Origin of the sequence: Apibacter muscae (assembly GCF_007845635.1) — a bacterium.
GTDB classification, from domain to species: Bacteria; Bacteroidota; Bacteroidia; order Flavobacteriales; family Weeksellaceae; genus Apibacter; species Apibacter muscae.
Genome location: NZ_SELG01000033.1, coordinates 183,155 through 202,672, shown reverse-complemented (window position 1 = coordinate 202,672; position 19,518 = coordinate 183,155). Strand labels below are relative to the sequence as shown.

Below are 19,518 nucleotides of genomic sequence, written 5' to 3'. Positions count from 1 at the left end.
CATACCGAACACAGAAGTTAAGCCTACTTGCGCTGATGGTACTGCTAACGCGGGAGAGTAGGTAGCCGCCAGTTTTTAAAAAGCCTCGTATAGAAATATACGAGGCTTTTTTTGTTTATATATTAAGGTATAAATTTTAAGATTATTGCAAAAAAAAAAGAAAGCTAATACAATTAGTCGTATAGCTTTCTTTACTTGCTCAATTAAAAATAGAGTAAAGACAATAAAGTCTTTTACATGTTAATTTATTATGAAAAAAATTTACTTATTTTTAATATATTAAAAACCATGCCAAAGTTTAATTATTAGTACCTTTTATACAATAATTTACTTTTATTTTTGTTATTAATTATTGACTAACGTCTTATAAATCAAATAGGCAGTTCGTTTAGAAGCCCCGGATTCTCCTAATTTTTTTTGTAGTTGATCATATTGAAAAATTAGATTGGATCTATGCTTAGGCTCTAAGATCTTAGATAATTCCTTTTTTAAATTAAAAGGAGTAAGCTCATTTTGAATTAATTCTTTAACGATTTCTTTATCCATGATTAAATTTACTAAAGAAATGTATTTAATGTGCTTGATTAAGCGTTTGGCTATGAAATAGGATATTTTACTTCCTTTATAGCATACTACCTGTGGCACTTTTAATAATGCTGTCTCTAGAGTCGCTGTCCCTGAGGTTACTAATGCGACTTCTGATAGTTGTAGTAATTGATAGGTTTGATTCGTTATGATTTTTATATTCGTTTAAAAAAAATATAATTAATATTCTTTTTTGAAGCACTCATATTTCAATTATATTATTTAGATAATGTATTTAAAGTTTAATTTATGTCCGGATATCAGAGATCATTAAAAGTTTGAATATTAGTTTTTTATTATTTACAAATTCCTTAAGGCAGCAGAATAATATAGTTATTAAGAATAATGAACATTTTATATTCAAAGATATTTATTCAATGGGTTTATATTTAACTTTCAAATCTTACATTAAAAATTTTAAGCAAGTGTTTTATTTAAATATCTTTAAGCAGAATATCTCCTTCTTTTCTATAAATCAGTTGGCGAATTTCTAATGTTTTCTCCCATATATTTTTAATTTTTTCATCGGACTTATCAATCTTAAAATCTTCTGATCCTAATTGATCGATATTATTGAAAAAGAAACTAATGGATATTTTGTTAATATCTATCGAGGGAATGTAAGAAATAACCATCTCATCATTGGAAGGGGTTTCTCTAATAATCTCTGATTTTAAAAGATAATATAATGAATCATTAACTAATTGTGATGGGATCTTAAAGGTTTCAGAAATTTCATCGGCAGTATAAGGCGGTGTTTTTGTTTCAAAGCGTTTTATTATTAAAGTAGCAATAGTTAATAGAATAAAATCTTTATATCTTCTACTAATATTAGAAGTTTCTCTTTCAAAACTAAATTTATTTATATTTTGATATGAATAAGATAGTTGAACTCCAAATAAACAGATAAACCAGCTTAATTGAAGCCAAAATAATAATAAAGGTAAAGCTGCAAAACTTCCATATATTGCATTATATTTTGAAAGCCCTAGTTGCCCTGATATATATAGCATCTGAAAAATCTGGAAACAGGAACCACTTACTAATCCTCCCATTAACGCAGATTTAAATTTAACTTTTGTATTAGGTATATATATGTATAGAATAGTAAAAAGTAATATGATAATTACAAATGGCACAAATTTAATTATTGGCACTAATACATAATTAAAAAAATCAAAGTTTAAAGAGGAATTTAAAAATATAGTCAATCCAGCATTGCATATAAAAAATATTGGAGTAATTACAATTAAAGCCAGATAATCAGTAAACTTTCTAAATAAACTTCTTCCCTGTTGTATTCTCCATATACTATTAAAATTATCTTCAATATTAGATAATAATGTAATAACTGTATAAAATAAAAGTATGATACCTATGCCTAAAAATATTCCACCTTGTGCATAGCTGATTGAGTGATCGATAAATTTCATAGCCCTAGTTAAAAGTTCTTTTTGTCCTGTAAAGAATTCAAATAATTGACTTTCAACTATATTTTGAAAACCAAATCCTCTAGCTATGGCAAATAAAACTGCTAATAAGGGGATTATTGATAATAATGAATTATAGGTTAATGCTGCTGCTCTTGTATTAATTTGAGAACTATTTATATTTCTAAAAGTTAATAGAAAGGCTTTTACAATATCGTAAATAATAATTTTTCTATTAGATTTTGAACTTGTGTTGATCCTCCAAATCTCATGTGAAAAAAAATTAATTAGATTTTGAATTTTTTGATTTAATTTATGAAGCATAACAATTTAACATTTAATGTAAAAATAGTTAAATTTTAGAAAGTATAATTTACATTAAATTATATAAATCTTTTTAAGAACCTTAAATCTATGATAAATAAAAATATTAGTCTTTTTAAAAAAGGAATTGTATATATAAAAATATCTTACTACATTTGTCCACTGAAAATAAAAACAATAATAAACAGAATATAAGTTATGTTAATTATCCCTGTAAAAGACGGTGAGTCTATAGATAAGGCTTTAAAAAAATATAAAAGAAAATACGATAAAACCGGTGTTGTTAAAGAATTAAGAAAAAGACAACAATTTATAAAGCCTTCTGTTATTAAAAGACAGCAATTAATAAAGGCTGCTTATAAACAAAGATTACAAACTCAGGATGAGATTTAAGTAAAAATTCATTAAATCATATTAACCTAATATCTAAAAAATGTTTAGATATTAGGTTTTTTTTATGCATAATAAATTTATATCATATTTAAAGCTAGAGAAGAATTATTCAGATCTAACAATTAAAAGTTATGAGAGAGATCTTTTAGACCTCATAAATTATTTACTAGAGATTGAAGGGGTGGAAGATATTAAAAAGGTTCAGACTAAGCATCTTCGAAATTTCATAATAAATTTATCAAAAAAACATCTTTCAGAAAAAACTATAAATAGAAAAATCTCAACTATTCGATCTTACTTTAAATTCCTATTAAAAATTGAATTAATAAATGAAAATCCTGTTGTTCATTTAAAGAATATAAAGTCTAGGAAAATTGCTTATTTACCATATACAGAAAATGAACTTTTAAAACTAAATCAATATTTACAAACTTCTTTGGAGAATTCTGATAATAATCATAAAAAAATATTAGAGTATCTTATTTTTAGAATTTTTTATGAAACAGGAATTAGAAGAATTGAGTTAATAAATATCAAAACTTCACAAATTAATTTTAATAATTCATCTTTAAAAATACTTGGTAAAAGAAATAAAGAAAGAATAGTTCCATTATCTAATCAGCTTTTAGATCTAATTTATTTATTTATCAATAAAAAATATGAACTAGGCATATCAAAGACAGAAACTTTATTAACAGATATGCATGGTCAAATTCTTAAAGAAAGGTATGTTTATAATTTAATTAGGAATTTATTAAATCAAGTAACAACAAAAGAAAATAAAAGTCCACATATGTTAAGACATTCATTTGCAACACATTTGTTAAATAATGGAGCAAATTTAAACGTTATAAAAGATCTTCTCGGACATAGCAGTTTAGCCGCTACACAAATTTATACACATAATAGTATTGAAGAGCTAAAAAAAAGTTTTAATAAAGCTCATCCTTTAGCAAATAAAAATAGGGATTAAATTTAAAGTTTATATTATTTATATGATTGAAAATATATCTTTAGAAATTAAGATTAATATATAGGTGAGATTGGTTTAAAGTTTTGTAAATTAAAGCACTCTCCTTATTAAAAATAAATATAAAATAATCAGCTTAAAAAATATATGTAACTAATTGTTGATCTGTTATTTAATAGGTATATAAAAATAAATATAAATTTTTTTTCTAAAAAAATTTGGAAACATAAAAAAAAAGTATACCTTTGCAATCCGTTAAGTAATCAATAATCGAAATATTATTTACGGATGTTTCTTTGAAATAGATTTTTTTAAATTCTTTGCCGGTATAGCTCAGTTGGCCAGAGCACGTGATTTGTAATCTCGGGGTCGTGGGTTCGAATCCCTCTACCGGCTCAAAAAGAATTATTATATATGGGGAGATACTCAAGTGGCCAACGAGGGCAGACTGTAAATCTGCTGTTTTTAACTTCGGAGGTTCGAATCCTCCTCTCCCCACAAAAAAAAGTCAAAAATAATTTTGTAATTCAAAAAAAAAATATAAATTTGCATTCGGAATTACAAAGGTAATTAAATAAGCGGAAGTAGCTCAGTTGGTAGAGCGTCAGCCTTCCAAGCTGAATGTCGCGAGTTCGAACCTCGTCTTCCGCTCTATTTTTATTAGCCGATGTAGCTCAGGGGTAGAGCGCTTCCTTGGTAAGGACGAGGTCACGGGTTCAATTCCCGTCATTGGCTCTCAATACTTATTATGACTACTTTTATATATCAGATTTATTTTTTTTTAAACATTCGTTTTTTTTTAATCAAAACTTAAAATATTATTGTATTTTTACAAATACTATTTTGATTTTTAAAAACTAATGAGTATATTTGCACTCATTTTTGGAAAAATAAACAAACATATTTATCATGGCAAAAGAAACTTTTCAGCGTACCAAACCACACCTTAATATAGGTACAATCGGTCATGTTGACCACGGAAAAACAACTTTAACGGCAGCTATAACAAAAGTATTGTCAGACAAGGGATTAGCTCAATCTAGAGATTTCTCTTCTATAGATGCTGCTCCAGAAGAAAAAGAAAGAGGTATTACAATTAATACTTCACACGTAGAATATGAAACAGCGAACCGACACTATGCTCACGTAGATTGTCCAGGACACGCTGACTATGTAAAAAACATGGTTACAGGTGCAGCTCAAATGGATGGTGGTATATTAGTTGTTGCTGCGACTGACGGACCAATGCCTCAGACTAGAGAGCATATACTATTATGTCGTCAGGTAAATGTTCCTAAGATCGTGGTATTTATGAATAAAGTAGATATGGTTGACGATCCTGAATTGCTTGAACTTGTTGAAATTGAAGTAAGGGATTTGTTGTCTTCTTATGAATATGATGGAGATAACACTCCTGTAATTCAAGGTTCTGCTTTAGGTGCTTTAAATGGTGAAGCTAAATGGGTGGAAACTGTTGAAAAATTAATGGATGCTGTAGATAGCTGGATTGAGCAACCACAAAGAGATCAAGATAAACCTTTCTTGATGCCAATAGAAGATGTATTTTCTATTACTGGACGTGGTACTGTAGCAACTGGTCGTATAGAATCCGGGGTAATTAATTCAGGTGAATCTGTGGATATTGTTGGTATGGGTGATGAAAAATTGACATCTACTGTAACTGGGGTTGAGATGTTTAGAAAAATATTAGATAGAGGTGAAGCTGGTGATAATGTGGGCTTATTATTAAGAGGTATTGAAAAAACAGATATTCGTCGTGGTATGGTTATTGCTAAACCAGGATCTATAACTCCTCATAAAAAATTCAAAGCCGAAGTTTATATTTTGACTAAGGAAGAAGGTGGACGTCATACGCCGTTCCATAATAATTATAGACCACAATTTTATGTAAGAACAACTGATGTTACAGGAAATATTTCATTGCCAGAAGGAACTGAAATGGTAATGCCTGGAGATAATTTAACTATTACAGTTGAATTGCATCAGCCAATTGCACTAAATCAAGGGTTAAGATTTGCAATCCGTGAAGGAGGAAGAACTGTTGGTGCTGGTCAGGTAACAGAAATCTTAGACTAACATAATATTTTTAAGAAAGACTTTTTTAAGTCTTTCTTTTTAATGCGGGCGTAGCTCAGCTGGTAGAGCAGTGGTCTCCAAAACCAAAGGTCGAGAGTTCGAATCTTTCCGCCCGCGCAAATAAATTTTAACAAATGAGCGGATTCATAAACTATCTTAAAGGTTCGATAGAAGAATTCAGAAATCATGTGGAATGGCCTAAATGGTCAGATTTGCAATCGTCTACAACTGTAGTAGCTATAGCCTCTGTAATTTTGGCTATCTTTTGCTTTGGTGTAGATTGGTCTTTTGCAAAATCTCTTCAAAATATTTATTCATTTTTAATAGGTCTAAAGTCTTAAGATTTTGCGAGTATGGTAGAAGAGATGAAATGGTATGTGCTTAAAGCAATTAGCGGTCAAGAATCTAAAGTTAAAATGTATATTGAAAATGAAGTTTTAAGGTCTGAGCATTTAAAAAATAATTTAGGTCAAATTATCATACCAGTTGAAAAAGTAGTTCAAATTAGGAATGGTAAAAAGATTAGAAAGGATAAAGTTTATTATCCTGGCTATATTATGATTGAGGCTAATTTAGTAGGAGAGTTACCGCATGTAATTAAGAACATTCCTGGAGTAATAAGTTTTCTTAGTGCTACAAAGGGTGGGGATCCTCTTCCTATGAGGAAAAATGAAGTTAGCAGGATGTTTGGTAAAATGGATGAGCTGTCAGAGTCAGATGATACGATGAATATACCTTTCGAAATTTCAGAAACTGTTAAAGTTACTGATGGACCTTTTAATGGCTTTAACGGTACTATTGAGAAAATAAATGAAGATAAGAGAAAATTGGATGTTATGGTTTTGATATTTGGCAGAAAAACTCCAATCGAACTTAATTTTTCTCAAGTTGAAAAGATATAGGCTGCTTCCACAGATATAAATAAAACATTTTTAATAAAAAATTAAAATGGCAAAGAAAATTTTTAAAATGGTAAAGCTTCAGGTTAAAGGAGGACAAGCAAATCCTTCTCCACCCGTAGGACCTGCATTGGGTGCTGCTGGTGTAAATATCATGGAGTTTTGCAAGCAATTTAATGCTCGAACTCAGGAAAAGCAAGGTCAAGTTTTACCAGTTGTTATAACTGTATATGAAGATAAATCTTTTGATTTTGTTGTTAAAACACCACCTGTAACTGTTCAGTTATTAGCAGCATCTAAAGCAAAAAAAGGTTCTGGAGAACCCAATAGAGATAAAGTTGCATCTGTGAATTGGAGTCAAATACAAACAATTGCCGAAGATAAAATGCCGGATTTAAATTGTTTTACTTTGCAATCTGCTATGAGCATGGTTGCTGGTACTGCAAGATCAATGGGTATTAAAGTTACTGGACCAAATCCGTTTAATAATTAATTTTAGAAGAAAGAATTATGGCAGTATTGACGAAAAAACAAAAGGAAGTTGTTTCAAAAGTAGATAAGAACAAACTTTATTCTTTAGAGGAAGCTTCTAAATTAGTAAAAGAAATCAGTTATACTAAATTTGATGCTTCTGTAGATATAGCTGTACGTTTAGGGGTTGATCCACGAAAAGCTAATCAAATGGTTAGAGGTGTGGTTTCATTACCTCATGGTACAGGGAAGGAAACTAAAGTCTTAGCATTAGTAACTCCAGATAAGGAGCAAGAAGCTAAGGATGCTGGTGCAGATTATGTAGGTTTAGATGATTATTTACAAAAGATTAAAGAAGGTTGGACTGATGTGGATGTTATTGTTACTCAACCTCAAGTTATGGGTAAATTAGGTCCATTAGGTAGAATCTTAGGTCCTAGAGGATTAATGCCTAATCCTAAGACAGGTACAGTTACTATGGAAATAGGAAAAGCTGTTGCTGAAGTTAAAGCAGGTAAAATAGATTTTAAAGTTGATAAATATGGAATAGTTCATGCAGCTATTGGAAAAGTTTCTTTCGAAGCTTCTAATATCCAAGAAAATGCTCAAGAAATTATTTCTACACTTATTAAATTAAAACCTCAGGCTGCAAAAGGAGTATATGTAAAGAGTATTTATCTATCTTCTACAATGAGTCCTGGTATAGCAATTGATCCCAAAAACGTAAATTAATTAAATTTGGAGTAAAATGACAAAGCAAGAAAAAACACAGGTAATAGAAGAGATCCAAACATTATTGAATGAAGTTAATGTTTTATATATTGCTGATACAGATGGATTAAACGCTCAACAAACTTCAGATTTAAGAAGAGCATGTTTTAAAGGAGAAATTTCAATGAAAGTAGTAAAGAATACTTTGTTGAAAAAAGCTATGGATAATGTTGAGGATAAAGATTTTTCTGAATTATATAATACCCTTAAAGGTAATACTACAATATTAATTTCTGAAAAAGCAAATGCTCCAGCAAAATTAATTCAAACATTTAGAAAGAAGACAGCTAAGCCTGTTTTAAAATCAGCTTGGATTGATTCTGCAACATACATAGGTGATGAGCAATTAGATAATCTTGCGAATCTTAAATCTAAAGAAGAACTTGTTGGAGAAATTATTGGATTGTTACAATCACCAATTAAAAATGTTATTTCTTCACTTAAATCTGGAGGTAATACCATAGCAGGATTAGTAAAAACTTTATCTGAAAGAGAATAGTAAAACGCACTCATAAATAATATAGTTGTTTAATAAAAATTAAAAAAAATTAAAATGGCAGATTTAAAACAATTAGCAGAAACTTTAGTTAACTTAACTGTAAAAGAAGTTAGTGAATTAGCTGATATATTAAAAGAAGAATACGGAATTGAGCCAGCAGCAGCAGCAGTAGCTGTAGCAGCAGGTCCTGCAGCAGGCGATGCTGGTGCAGCAGAAGAAAAAACTGAATTTGATGTAATTCTTAAATCAGCAGGTGCTAACAAACTAGCGGTAGTTAAATTAGTTAAAGATTTAACAGGTAAAGGATTAAAAGAAGCTAAAGATGCTGTAGATGCTGCTCCAACAGCAGTTAAAGAAGGTGTAGCTAAAGACGAAGCAGAAAGTCTTAAAAAACAGCTTGAAGAAGCTGGTGCTGAAGTTGAATTAAAATAATTTAATTCATCTAAAAATAAAGGTTTAGACCGCCAATTTCATATTGGTTAGGTCTAAGCCTATTTATGTTTTAAAAAAGATTTTAAATTATTATATGAGTAAATCATTGGCGTCAAAAACTCAAAACCCAGATAGAATTAGTTTCTCTCACTCTAAAGGACAAATTGAATTTCCTGATTTTTTAGATATTCAGGTTAAATCGTTCCAAGATTTTTTTCAATTAGAAACTCGTCCTGATCAAAGAACAAATGAGGGGCTCTTTAAAACTTTTACTGAAAATTTCCCTATTTCGGATACGAGAAATCAGTTTGTTTTAGAATTTTTAGATTACTTTGTTGATCCTCCCAAATATTCAATAGATGAATGTATAGAAAGAGGTTTGACTTATAGTGTTCCTCTCAAGGCACGCTTAAAGCTTTATTGTACAGATCCTGAACATGAAGATTTTGAAACAGTGGTTCAAGATGTATATTTAGGACCTATTCCATATATGACTCCTAGTGGATCATTTATAGTTAACGGAGCAGAGAGAGTACTTGTCTCTCAGTTACATCGTTCGCCTGGTGTATTTTTTGGGCAATCGTATCATGCAAATGGAGCAAAATTATACTCCTCTAGGATTATTCCTTTTAAGGGGTCATGGATTGAATTTGCGACAGATATTAATGGTGTGATGTACGCCTATATTGATAGAAAGAAAAAACTTCCGATGACGACCTTGCTTAGAGCGATAGGTTATCAGAGTGATAAAGATATATTAGAAATTTTTGATCTTGCAGAAGAAGTTAAGGTTAATAAATCTAACTTGAAAAAAGTTTTAGGAAGAACCTTAGCTGCAAGAGTTTTAAATACATGGTTTGAAGATTTTGTTGACGAGGATACCGGAGAGGTTGTATCAATAGAACGTAACGAAATTATTTTAGATCGTGAAACTGTCCTTGAAAAAGAACATGTAGATTTAATAGTGGATTCAGGGATTAAAACTATTCTTATACACAAAGAGAATAGTGGTGAATTTTCTATTATTCATAACACATTACAAAAAGATTCAACCAATTCTGAAAAAGAGGCAGTTGAGTATATATATAGACAATTAAGAAATGCAGAACCACCGGATGAAGAAACAGCAAGAGGAATCATTGATAAGTTATTCTTTTCAGATGCTCGTTACTCTTTAGGTGAAGTTGGGCGTTACAGAATAAATAAAAAATTAGGTTTAAACATTCCAGAGGATGTTCAAGTACTTACTAAAGACGATATAATTGAAATTGTAAAGTACCTAATTGAATTAATTAATTCTAAAACAGAGGTTGATGATATAGATCACCTATCCAACCGTAGGGTTAAAACCGTAGGTGAACAATTGGCAGGACAATTCGGAGTAGGTTTGGCTAGAATGGCTAGAACTATTAAAGAGAGAATGAATGTTCGAGATAATGAAGTATTTACCCCTATTGATTTAATTAATGCCAAAACATTAACTTCTGTCATTAATTCTTTCTTTGGAACCAATCAATTGTCTCAATTTATGGATCAAACGAATCCATTATCAGAAGTTACGCATAAAAGACGTATGTCAGCTTTGGGACCTGGTGGATTATCCAGAGAAAGAGCTGGTTTTGAAGTAAGAGACGTTCACTATACGCATTATGGAAGAATATGCCCGATTGAAACTCCAGAAGGACCAAACATTGGATTAATATCATCTTTGGGATGCTATGCTCGTATCAATGATTTAGGCTTTATGGAAACACCATATAGAAAAGTTGTTGATGGCAAGGTTGACTTAGAATCAGAACCACAGTATTTTACTGCTGAAGAGGAAGAAGATAAAATTGTTGCACAAGCAAATGTAAATATGGACGATCAGGGTAATATTCTTGATGAAAGAGTAATTGCCAGATTAGAAGCAGATTATCCGTCTGTTGAACCTAAAGAAGTAGATTTAATTGATGTAGCACCTAATCAGATTACTGGTATTTCTGCTTCGTTAATACCTTTCTTAGAACATGACGATGCCAACCGTGCGTTGATGGGATCAAACATGATGCGTCAAGCAGTTCCATTATTGAAGCCTCAAGCACCAATTGTAGGGACAGGATTAGAGTTTCAAGTAGCTAAGGATTCAAGAATATTAATAAATGCAGAAGGTGAAGGAGTTGTCGAATATGTAGATGCTGATAAAATTACTATCAAGTATGATAGAACAGAAGAAGAAGAACTAATCAGTTTTGAACCGGCTAGTAAAACATATAAGTTAACTAAATTTAGAAAAACTAACCAAAGTACTTCTATAACCTTAAAGCCAATTGTAAGAGTAGGGGATAGAGTAACCAAAGGTCAGGTTTTAACAGAAGGTTATGCGACAGAAGGAGGTGAATTAGCGCTGGGTAGAAACCTTTTGGTAGCATTTATGCCATGGAAAGGATATAACTTTGAGGATGCGATAGTTATCAATCAAAGAGCAGTTAGTGAAGATTGGTTTACATCAATTCATGTAGATGAATATTCGCTTGAAGTAAGAGATACTAAATTAGGTATGGAAGAATTAACTTCAGATATTCCTAACGTAAGTGAAGAAGCTACTAAAGATTTAGATGAAAATGGAATGATCAGGATAGGGGCAGAAGTTATGCCAGGAGATATCTTAGTGGGTAAAATTACCCCTAAAGGAGAATCTGATCCTACTCCAGAAGAGAAATTACTTAGAGCAATATTTGGAGATAAAGCTGGAGATGTTAAAGATGCATCTTTAAAAGCAGAACCTTCTCTTAAAGGTGTAGTAATTGATAAAAAATTATTTACTCGTAATATAAAAGATAAAAGAAAAAGAGGAGACGAAAAAATTAAAATTGAACAATTAGAATCTGAGTTTAAAACCAAATTCAAGGAGGTTAAAGATCAATTATTAGAAAAATTATACGTTCTTCTTAATGGAAAAACTTCGCAAGGAATTTATAATGACTTAAATGAAGAAGTTATTCCAAAAGGTATTAAATTCACTCAAAAACTTCTATCAAGCATAGATGACTATTTCAACCTAACTGGTGGAAGTTGGACATTGGATGAAGACAAGAATAATGCAATAAAAGAATTAATACATAACTATAAAATCAAACATAATGATTTATTAGGTGCATTAAACAGAGAAAGGCATACCATATCAGTAGGTGATGAACTACCAACAGGAATCGTTAAGCTAGCTAAGGTATATATTGCCAAGAAAAGAAAATTAAATGTAGGAGATAAAATGGCAGGTCGCCATGGGAATAAAGGTATTGTAGCTAAAATTGTAAGAGATGAGGATATGCCTTTCCTAGAAGATGGAACACCGGTAGATATTGTTTTAAATCCATTAGGAGTACCTTCAAGGATGAATATTGGACAGATCTATGAAACGATATTAGGATGGTGCGGAAAAAAACTAGGAAAAAAATATGCCACTCCAATTTTTGATGGAGCTACCTTCTCACAAATTGATGAGCTTACTAAAGAAGCAGGAGTACCACAATGGGGAACCACCTATTTATATGATGGAGGAACTGGAGAAAGATTTGAGCAACAGGCAACCGTAGGAGTTATTTATATGTTAAAATTAGGACATATGGTTGATGATAAAATGCATGCTCGTTCCATTGGGCCATACTCCCTAATTACTCAACAACCGCTAGGAGGTAAAGCACAGTTTGGAGGACAAAGATTTGGAGAGATGGAGGTTTGGGCGCTTGAAGCGTTTGGAGCATCAAATATTCTGAGAGAGATTATTACCGTAAAATCCGATGATGTAATGGGTAGAGCTAAAACCTACGAATCCATTGTAAAAGGAGAGCCTATGCCTGAACCAGGAATTCCTGAATCATTTAATGTATTTTTACATGAATTACAAGGTCTTGGGTTAGATGTAAGATTAGAAGAATAAATATTTATCTTTCAATCTGTATAAAATTAAAATTTTTCAATTTAATTGATAATAAAATAGAATGGCTGTTAAACAAAAAACTAGCAGATTTAATAAAATTACAATAGGTTTAGCCTCTCCGGAAAGTATTTTACAACAATCTAGAGGAGAAGTTTTAAAACCAGAAACTATTAACTATCGTACGCACAAACCAGAAAGAGATGGATTGTTTTGTGAAAGAATCTTTGGACCTATCAAAGATTATGAGTGTGCTTGCGGTAAATATAAACGTATAAGGTACAAGGGCATTGTATGTGATCGTTGTGGAGTTGAAGTTACAGAGAAGAAAGTAAGGAGAGAAAGAATAGGACATATTAATTTAGTAGTTCCAGTTGCACATATATGGTATTTTAGATCATTGCCTAATAAAATAGGTTATTTGTTAGGTATACCATCTAAAAAATTGGATATGATAATCTACAATGAAAGATTTGTAGTTATTCAAGCAGGAATTGCTAAAAAGCTTAATGGAGAAGAATTGGAACCCAATGAGTTTTTGACGGAAGAGGAATATTTGGATATATTAGAAACTTTACCGATTGAAAATCAATATTTGGATGATTCAGACCCTAATAAGTTTGTAGCTAAGATGGGAGCTGAATGTTTGGAAGAGTTATTGAAAAGAATAGATCTAGATGCTTTATCTTATGATTTAAGACATAAAGCCAATCATGAAACTTCTAAACAGAGAAGAACTGAAGCTTTAAAGAGATTACATGTAGTAGAATCCTTTAGAGATGCAAATAACAATGGAAGGATAAATAGACCGGAATGGATGGTAATGAGGGTTATTCCCGTTATACCTCCGGACTTAAGACCATTAGTACCATTAGACGGAGGTAGATTTGCTACTTCAGATTTAAATGATCTATATAGAAGGGTTATAATAAGAAATAATCGATTAAAAAGGTTAATTGAGATTAAAGCTCCTGAAGTAATATTACGTAATGAAAAACGGATGTTACAAGAAGCGGTAGACTCATTGTTTGATAATACAAGAAAATCATCAGCAGTTAAGTCAGAATCAAATAGACCATTAAAATCATTATCAGACTCATTAAAAGGTAAGCAAGGACGTTTCCGTCAAAACTTACTAGGTAAACGTGTGGATTATTCTGCACGTTCTGTAATTGTTGTTGGACCATTTTTACAACTTCATGAATGCGGTTTGCCTAAAGATATGGCAGCTGAGCTTTACAAGCCATTTATTATTAGAAAATTAATTGAAAGAGGGATAGTAAAAACGGTTAAATCAGCAAAAAGAATTATAGAGAGAAAAGAGCCTGTCGTTTACGATATATTAGAAAATGTAATGAAAGGACATCCGGTATTGTTGAATAGGGCGCCTACACTTCACCGTTTAGGAATTCAAGCCTTCCAACCAAGGATGATTGAAGGAAAAGCAATACGTCTTCACCCTTTAGTATGTACTGCATTTAACGCGGATTTTGATGGTGACCAAATGGCGGTTCATTTACCATTAGGACCAGAAGCTATTCTAGAAGCACAATTATTAATGCTAGCTTCTCAAAATATATTGAATCCAGCCAATGGATCACCAATTCAAGTACCTTCTCAGGACATGGTCTTAGGTCTTTATTATATGACAAAACCTTTGGTACCTACCGAAGAGATTAGTGTTAAAGGTCATGGATCCATCTTTTATTCAGAAGAAGAAGTTGAAATCGCATACAACGAAAAGGCTATTGACTTGAATGCAATTATTAAAGTAAGAGCAAAAGTAAGAGAAGGAGAAGAATTAGTTGAAAAGTTAATTGAAACTACAGTTGGTAGAGTTTTATTTAATAAAATTGTTCCTGAAAAAGTAGGTTATATCAATGAAGTTTTAACTAAAAAATCCCTTAGAAATATTATAGGTAATATACTTGAAACGACAGATTTCCCTACTACAGCTAAATTCTTAGATGACATGAAAAATCTAGGATATGCAACAGCTTTTAGAGGTGGATTATCCTTTAGTTTAGGAGATATAATAACTCCAGACGAAAAGAAAATAATGATTCAAGATGCTCATGAACAAGTAGACGGTATTCGATCTAACTATAACATGGGATTAATTACCAACAATGAAAGATATAATCAGGTGATTGATGTTTGGACCAATACCAACGCAAGACTAACAGATTTGATTATGCAGAGAATGAAGACGGACAAAGGAGGATTTAATTCTGTATATATGATGTTGGATTCTGGAGCAAGGGGTTCTAAAGAGCAGATACGTCAGTTAGCTGGTATGAGGGGGCTAATGGCAAAACCTCAGAAGGCAGGTTCTTCAGGTGGAGAAATCATTGAAAACCCAATTATTTCAAATTTCCGAGAAGGACTTTCAATTTTAGAATACTTTATCTCTACCCACGGTGCACGTAAAGGTTTGGCAGATACGGCGCTAAAAACAGCAGATGCAGGGTATTTAACCCGACGATTGGTTGATGTTGCACAGGATGTTATTATAAATGATGAAGATTGTGGTACGCTAAGAGGTATAGAAATATCAGCCTTAAAGAAAAATGATGAGATCGTTGAACCACTTTCAGAAAGAATACTAGGTAGAGTTTCCCTTCATGATATTTATCATCCGGACACAGATGAATTGCTTGTAGAAGCAGATCAACTAATTACATCAGAACTGGCAAAAACAATTGAAAAATCTGGAATAGAAGTAGTGGAAGCCAGGTCTCCATTAACCTGTGAATCAAAAAGAGGAATTTGTGCTAAATGCTACGGTGTAAATTTGGCAACAAATAAACTGATCAATAAAGGAGAAGCTGTAGGAGTTATTGCAGCTCAGTCAATTGGAGAACCAGGAACACAGTTAACATTAAGAACCTTCCACTTAGGAGGAACAGCAGGCAACGTTGCCGATGTAAATAGTATAGTTGCAAAAAGAGAAGGTAAAGTTGAGTTTGATGATATAAGAACTGTAGAAAGCGAAGATGAAAATGGAAATCCGGTTACCATTGTTGTATCAAGGTCTACAGAATTTAAGCTTTTAAATTCTGAAGGAAATGTATTAATGATTAATAACATTCCTTACGGTTCGAACTTATTAGTTAAACCGGGTCAGGAAGTTAAAAAAGGAGATATTATTTGCAAATGGGATCCATATAACGCAACTATTTTATCAGAAACAGCGGGTAAAATTGAATATGAACAAATAGAGCAAGGTATAACTTATCAACTTGAAATTGATGAACAAACAGGTTTTGAAGAAAAAGTTATTTCAGAGTCTAGAAATAAAAAATTAATCCCTACTTTAAAAATTCTAGATACCAGCGGAGAAGTTATCAAAACAATTAACTTACCCGTAGGGGCGCATTTGATTGTTAACGATGGAGAAAAAATTAAGGCTGGAAAAATCTTAGTTAAAATTCCTAGAAGATCTGCTAAGGCTGGAGATATTACAGGAGGTCTACCAAGGGTAACTGAATTATTTGAAGCGAGAAATCCATCCAATCCAGCAGTAGTTTCAGAAATTGATGGGGTAGTTAGTTATGGAAAGATTAAGAGAGGAAATAGAGAAATAGTTATTGAGTCTAAAGGAGGAGAAATTAAGAGATATCTAGTAAAATTATCCAATCAAATACTTGTACAAGAAAATGACTTTGTACGAGCAGGAGATCCACTTTCAGATGGAGCAATAACTCCAAATGATATTCTTAATATCAAAGGCCCTACAGCAGTTCAAGAATATTTGGTAAATGAAATACAAGAAGTATATCGTTTACAAGGGGTGAAGATTGATGACAAACACTTTGAAATTATCGTAAGACAGATGATGACAAAAGTTGAAATCGTTGATGCAGGTGATACTAAATTCTTGGAAGGAAATTTAGAACATAAAATTGACTTTATTGAAGAAAATGATAGAATTTTTGGAATGAAAGTAATTGAAGAGCCTGGAGATAGTCAAGAATTAAAAGCTGGACAAATTGTTACAGCAAGAGAATTAAGAGACGAAAATTCTAAATTAAAGAGAGAGGATAAAAAGTTAGTAGAAGCAAGAGAAGCTTTACCAGCAACTGCAAGTCCTGTTTTACAAGGTATTACTAGAGCTTCTTTACAAACTAAATCATTTATATCTGCAGCTTCTTTCCAAGAAACAACTAAAGTTTTAAATGAGGCAGCTGTAGCTGGTAAAATTGATACTTTAAACGGATTAAAAGAAAATGTAATTGTTGGTCATAGAATTCCAGCAGGAACAGGTTTAGCCGAATATCAAAATGTAGTTGTTGGATCAAATAGAGAATTTGAAGAATTAATTAACGAAAAAATTTAATGGTATGGAAAACAACCAAAATCAACAAGACTTAAATATAGAACTTCCTGATGAGATAGCAACAGGGGTGTTTTCAAACTTAGCTTTAATCAACCATTCTCCCACAGAATTTGTTTTAGATTTTATACAAATGATGCCAGGAGTTCAAAAACCAAAAGTTAGATCTAGAGTGATTCTAACTCCTGAACACGCTAAGAGATTGTTAAACGCTCTATCTGAAAATTTAAAAAATTTTGAAAGTCAGTTTGGCAATGTTAAAGACGATGATACATTTCATTTAAACTTTGGACAAAACGGACAAGCTTAAATAGACATTGAATATAAAAAAGGTTGAGTATTAACTCAACCTTTTTTATATCTATTTAATAACTGACTAGTGAATGTATTTCTTTACAATGAGGGAGCAAAGTCTGAGTCCCGTTTAAGAAAGAAAGTTCTGCTATAAAGCTAAATTGGGTAGCAATTCCGCCACATTCAGTAATAAGTTCGGCACAAGCTTTCGCCGTACCACCGGTAGCTAAAATATCATCATGGATTAATATCCGTTGACCTTGGGAAATAAAATGTTTTTTAATTTCAATAGTTGCCTTGTTATACTCTAAATTGTAATTCTTGGAAACAACTGGCGGGGGTAATTTACCAGATTTTCTAATCATAATAAAAGGAACATTTAAAAGTTGAGCAATCTGAGGACCAAATAAAAATCCCCTACTTTCAATCCCACATACAGCATCAACCTTATTCTTACTAAATTTAACAAATTCAAGTACAATTCTATGGCATAATTCTGTATTTAAAAATAAAGAACTAATGTCTTTATATAAAATTCCCTCCTTAGGAAAATCCCTAACATCGGTAATATGTTGTTTAATATCTTCCGTCAAGCTATTCATAAAATATGTTTTAATAAATATTTATTTCCAGGAATCATCATTGGTAACTTCTTTAGTCTGGGTATCGGTAATTAGCCAATCTCCATTAATTTTATGGAGTTTAAAATTTTGTTTGAGAGATTTTATTTTGCCACTCTTGTCCTTAATTTGGTATATAGAAAAAACGGTAATCTCATCCTTGTTACGATTGATTAAATCACTTGAAAGAATATTTACAGCTTCAATTGTACCAAAACCATTACTTGTAGAAGAGAATTTTTCTTCATCCCCCCATTTAGGATTTTTGGATAATTTATAAGCTTCAGAATATTTCTTATCTCCAATCAATTGAATAAAATTATTTACATTTTTAACTGCAAGTTGATTGTCCAATTCATCTTCAATAGAGCTAGAGGAATCTTTAGTTTTAGATACTTCAATAGGTATGCCAGCCAATTTACCATATAAATATTTATCACCGGCGGAAGTTTTAACTTCAACATCAAGACTAGAATTAATTATTTTTTCTTTATCAAATAAATTATACATGAATTTTAAACCCTTATTTAGATCAAAGGAAGAAGAAAGTGTTCGATTCGTAGTATAAACAACAGTACCATTGTTGATAAAAGAAATAGAAAAATTTAAAGGTAAATTATTGAAAGTTATTTCTTGACCTGAATCGTCTACGAGCTTAGGATATATATAAAAGCCTTCATTTAATTCAGGATCGGAGTTTATAGTTGAAAAACGAATGTTTATAGAAGTTGCAGATTCAAGTTGTTGCAAATTTTTTTCCTCCTCAGATAATTTTTTTTCCTCAGTTCTAAGTATAGAAGGATCTAGTGGAATCATTGATGTACTAGACCATGATATTTTGTTTTCTTTAGCTATTTCTTCAGCCATTTCGAAAACTTGTTCAGAGCTTTTATCATTTAAAATTGAATAAAGTTTTTCCCAACGTTGATTTTCATCATCTCCATCAGTTTTAAACTTGTAAATTAGTTTAATGGCTTCTTCTAATTTGTCTTGTTGTAATATTGTCAATTTAGAAGAAATTGATTTTAAGCTTAAATCAAAAGATTCTTTAGAACTACCGTCAATAACTTTATATTCTTTATTACATGAAAGAATAATAAAGAATATGCTATATAAGATTAAGAATGTTTTTTTCATATTAAGAAATTATGTATATAAAAGTACATTAAAAATTTTTAATAAAATGAATAGTAGTAATAGACATTTAAATTAATCTTCACTCAATCTAAAAAAATAGATCATCTTATATAAAATTAAATTTTAAGAAAATTTTTGAATTGATAAAATTTATCTTAATTAAATAAATCTGATAGGTGGTCCAAAAAGATCTTAAAGATTAGTTTTATGAACTATACACTAAATTATTTTTTCTAAAAATACCTTAATAAAAAAAATTATATTATAGTCAATAAAATTTTTATTTGATAGGTTAGAGAGAAATTACCAAAACACTAGTAATTTTTTATTTATATACAGCTATT

Annotated in this window: 15 protein-coding genes, 5 tRNA genes, 1 rRNA gene and 1 pseudogene; 18 read left to right on the top strand and 4 right to left on the bottom strand. The window is 31.0% G+C overall.

Annotated elements, in window-relative coordinates; all coding sequences use genetic code 11:
* Window positions 1-74: ribosomal RNA gene (gene rrf / locus ETU08_RS12125) — 5S ribosomal RNA — on the top strand; the annotation flags it as partial.
* A gap of 271 nt (window positions 75-345) precedes the next feature.
* On the opposite strand, the pseudogene ETU08_RS07505 reads toward rrf, so the two are convergent.
* Together ETU08_RS07505 and ETU08_RS07500 are read right to left on the bottom strand one after the other, a co-directional pair.
* A pseudogene (locus tag ETU08_RS07505) lies at window positions 346-744 on the bottom strand (lipid-A-disaccharide synthase); the annotation flags it as partial.
* A 275-nt stretch (window positions 745-1,019) separates the two neighbouring features.
* A complete protein-coding gene (locus tag ETU08_RS07500) occupies window positions 1,020-2,339 on the bottom strand; it encodes a YihY/virulence factor BrkB family protein (RefSeq protein ID WP_146262406.1) in 1,320 nt (439 codons plus the stop codon).
* A gap of 198 nt (window positions 2,340-2,537) precedes the next feature.
* Between ETU08_RS07500 and rpsU the strand changes: the two genes are divergently transcribed.
* The 17 genes from rpsU (at window position 2,538) to ETU08_RS07415 (ending at window position 17,433) form a co-directional block, all read left to right on the top strand.
* The gene (rpsU, locus tag ETU08_RS07495; RefSeq protein ID WP_146262405.1) at window positions 2,538-2,732 is read left to right on the top strand and encodes a 30S ribosomal protein S21; all 195 of its coding nucleotides are present in this window, start codon (window positions 2,538-2,540) and stop codon (window positions 2,730-2,732) included.
* Window positions 2,733-2,796: 64 nt separating this feature from the next.
* The gene (locus ETU08_RS07490; RefSeq protein WP_146262404.1) at window positions 2,797-3,705 is read left to right on the top strand and encodes a tyrosine-type recombinase/integrase; all 909 of its coding nucleotides are present in this window, start codon (window positions 2,797-2,799) and stop codon (window positions 3,703-3,705) included.
* 319 nt (window positions 3,706-4,024) lie between these two features.
* Window positions 4,025-4,098 (top strand) — tRNA-Thr (locus ETU08_RS07485).
* A gap of 20 nt (window positions 4,099-4,118) precedes the next feature.
* Window positions 4,119-4,200, top strand: a tRNA-Tyr gene (locus ETU08_RS07480).
* Window positions 4,201-4,280: 80 nt separating this feature from the next.
* Window positions 4,281-4,353 (top strand) — tRNA-Gly (locus ETU08_RS07475).
* Between the two features lie 12 nt (window positions 4,354-4,365).
* Window positions 4,366-4,437: transfer RNA gene (locus tag ETU08_RS07470), tRNA-Thr, on the top strand.
* A gap of 174 nt (window positions 4,438-4,611) precedes the next feature.
* The gene (gene tuf / locus ETU08_RS07465) at window positions 4,612-5,799 is read left to right on the top strand and encodes an elongation factor Tu (RefSeq protein ID WP_146262403.1); all 1,188 of its coding nucleotides are present in this window, start codon (window positions 4,612-4,614) and stop codon (window positions 5,797-5,799) included.
* 44 nt (window positions 5,800-5,843) lie between these two features.
* A tRNA-Trp gene (locus ETU08_RS07460) sits at window positions 5,844-5,916 on the top strand.
* 17 nt (window positions 5,917-5,933) lie between these two features.
* Window positions 5,934-6,140, top strand: a complete 207-nt coding sequence (gene secE / locus ETU08_RS07455) for a preprotein translocase subunit SecE (protein WP_146262402.1) — start codon at window positions 5,934-5,936, stop codon at window positions 6,138-6,140.
* Between the two features lie 12 nt (window positions 6,141-6,152).
* Complete coding sequence (gene nusG, locus ETU08_RS07450; RefSeq protein WP_146262401.1) at window positions 6,153-6,701, top strand: transcription termination/antitermination protein NusG; 549 nt, start codon at window positions 6,153-6,155, stop codon at window positions 6,699-6,701.
* Between the two features lie 46 nt (window positions 6,702-6,747).
* Window positions 6,748-7,191 carry a 50S ribosomal protein L11 gene (rplK, locus tag ETU08_RS07445; RefSeq protein ID WP_146262400.1) on the top strand — a complete coding sequence of 148 codons (444 nt, stop codon included), beginning with the start codon at window positions 6,748-6,750 and terminating at the stop codon, window positions 7,189-7,191.
* Between the two features lie 17 nt (window positions 7,192-7,208).
* Complete coding sequence (gene rplA, locus ETU08_RS07440) at window positions 7,209-7,901, top strand: 50S ribosomal protein L1 (protein ID WP_146262399.1); 693 nt, start codon at window positions 7,209-7,211, stop codon at window positions 7,899-7,901.
* A 16-nt stretch (window positions 7,902-7,917) separates the two neighbouring features.
* Window positions 7,918-8,439, top strand: a complete 522-nt coding sequence (gene rplJ, locus ETU08_RS07435) for a 50S ribosomal protein L10 (RefSeq protein ID WP_146262398.1) — start codon at window positions 7,918-7,920, stop codon at window positions 8,437-8,439.
* Window positions 8,440-8,493: 54 nt separating this feature from the next.
* The gene (rplL, locus tag ETU08_RS07430; RefSeq protein WP_146262397.1) at window positions 8,494-8,871 is read left to right on the top strand and encodes a 50S ribosomal protein L7/L12; all 378 of its coding nucleotides are present in this window, start codon (window positions 8,494-8,496) and stop codon (window positions 8,869-8,871) included.
* A gap of 94 nt (window positions 8,872-8,965) precedes the next feature.
* Entirely contained in the window at window positions 8,966-12,790 is a 3,825-nt protein-coding gene (gene rpoB / locus ETU08_RS07425) for a DNA-directed RNA polymerase subunit beta (RefSeq protein ID WP_146262396.1), read from the top strand.
* Between the two features lie 61 nt (window positions 12,791-12,851).
* Window positions 12,852-17,126, top strand: coding sequence for a DNA-directed RNA polymerase subunit beta' (gene rpoC / locus ETU08_RS07420; protein WP_146262395.1), 4,275 nt, complete (start codon window positions 12,852-12,854; stop codon window positions 17,124-17,126).
* 4 nt (window positions 17,127-17,130) lie between these two features.
* The gene (locus ETU08_RS07415) at window positions 17,131-17,433 is read left to right on the top strand and encodes a DUF3467 domain-containing protein (protein WP_146262394.1); all 303 of its coding nucleotides are present in this window, start codon (window positions 17,131-17,133) and stop codon (window positions 17,431-17,433) included.
* A gap of 55 nt (window positions 17,434-17,488) precedes the next feature.
* On the opposite strand, the gene ETU08_RS07410 is transcribed toward ETU08_RS07415, so the two are convergent.
* Together ETU08_RS07410 and ETU08_RS07405 are read right to left on the bottom strand one after the other, a co-directional pair.
* Window positions 17,489-18,019, bottom strand: coding sequence for an adenine phosphoribosyltransferase (locus ETU08_RS07410; RefSeq protein WP_146262393.1), 531 nt, complete (start codon window positions 18,017-18,019; stop codon window positions 17,489-17,491).
* A gap of 21 nt (window positions 18,020-18,040) precedes the next feature.
* Window positions 18,041-19,174 carry a hypothetical protein gene (locus ETU08_RS07405; RefSeq protein ID WP_146262392.1) on the bottom strand — a complete coding sequence of 378 codons (1,134 nt, stop codon included), beginning with the start codon at window positions 19,172-19,174 and terminating at the stop codon, window positions 18,041-18,043.
* Window positions 19,175-19,518: the final 344 nt, after the last annotated feature.

Bases quoted from the DNA above. Each gene is read 5' to 3' on its own strand.
- ETU08_RS07500 (WP_146262406.1), bottom strand. From the start codon at position 2,339: ATGCTTCATAAATTAAATCAAAAAATTCAAAATCTAATTAATTTTTTT.
- rpsU (WP_146262405.1), top strand. From the start codon at position 2,538: ATGTTAATTATCCCTGTAAAAGACGGTGAGTCTATAGATAAGGCTTTA.
- ETU08_RS07490 (WP_146262404.1), top strand. From the start codon at position 2,797: ATGCATAATAAATTTATATCATATTTAAAGCTAGAGAAGAATTATTCA.
- tuf (WP_146262403.1), top strand. From the start codon at position 4,612: ATGGCAAAAGAAACTTTTCAGCGTACCAAACCACACCTTAATATAGGT.
- secE (WP_146262402.1), top strand. From the start codon at position 5,934: ATGAGCGGATTCATAAACTATCTTAAAGGTTCGATAGAAGAATTCAGA.
- nusG (WP_146262401.1), top strand. From the start codon at position 6,153: ATGGTAGAAGAGATGAAATGGTATGTGCTTAAAGCAATTAGCGGTCAA.
- rplK (WP_146262400.1), top strand. From the start codon at position 6,748: ATGGCAAAGAAAATTTTTAAAATGGTAAAGCTTCAGGTTAAAGGAGGA.
- rplA (WP_146262399.1), top strand. From the start codon at position 7,209: ATGGCAGTATTGACGAAAAAACAAAAGGAAGTTGTTTCAAAAGTAGAT.
- rplJ (WP_146262398.1), top strand. From the start codon at position 7,918: ATGACAAAGCAAGAAAAAACACAGGTAATAGAAGAGATCCAAACATTA.
- rplL (WP_146262397.1), top strand. From the start codon at position 8,494: ATGGCAGATTTAAAACAATTAGCAGAAACTTTAGTTAACTTAACTGTA.
- rpoB (WP_146262396.1), top strand. From the start codon at position 8,966: ATGAGTAAATCATTGGCGTCAAAAACTCAAAACCCAGATAGAATTAGT.
- rpoC (WP_146262395.1), top strand. From the start codon at position 12,852: ATGGCTGTTAAACAAAAAACTAGCAGATTTAATAAAATTACAATAGGT.
- ETU08_RS07415 (WP_146262394.1), top strand. From the start codon at position 17,131: ATGGAAAACAACCAAAATCAACAAGACTTAAATATAGAACTTCCTGAT.
- ETU08_RS07410 (WP_146262393.1), bottom strand. From the start codon at position 18,019: ATGAATAGCTTGACGGAAGATATTAAACAACATATTACCGATGTTAGG.
- ETU08_RS07405 (WP_146262392.1), bottom strand. From the start codon at position 19,174: ATGAAAAAAACATTCTTAATCTTATATAGCATATTCTTTATTATTCTT.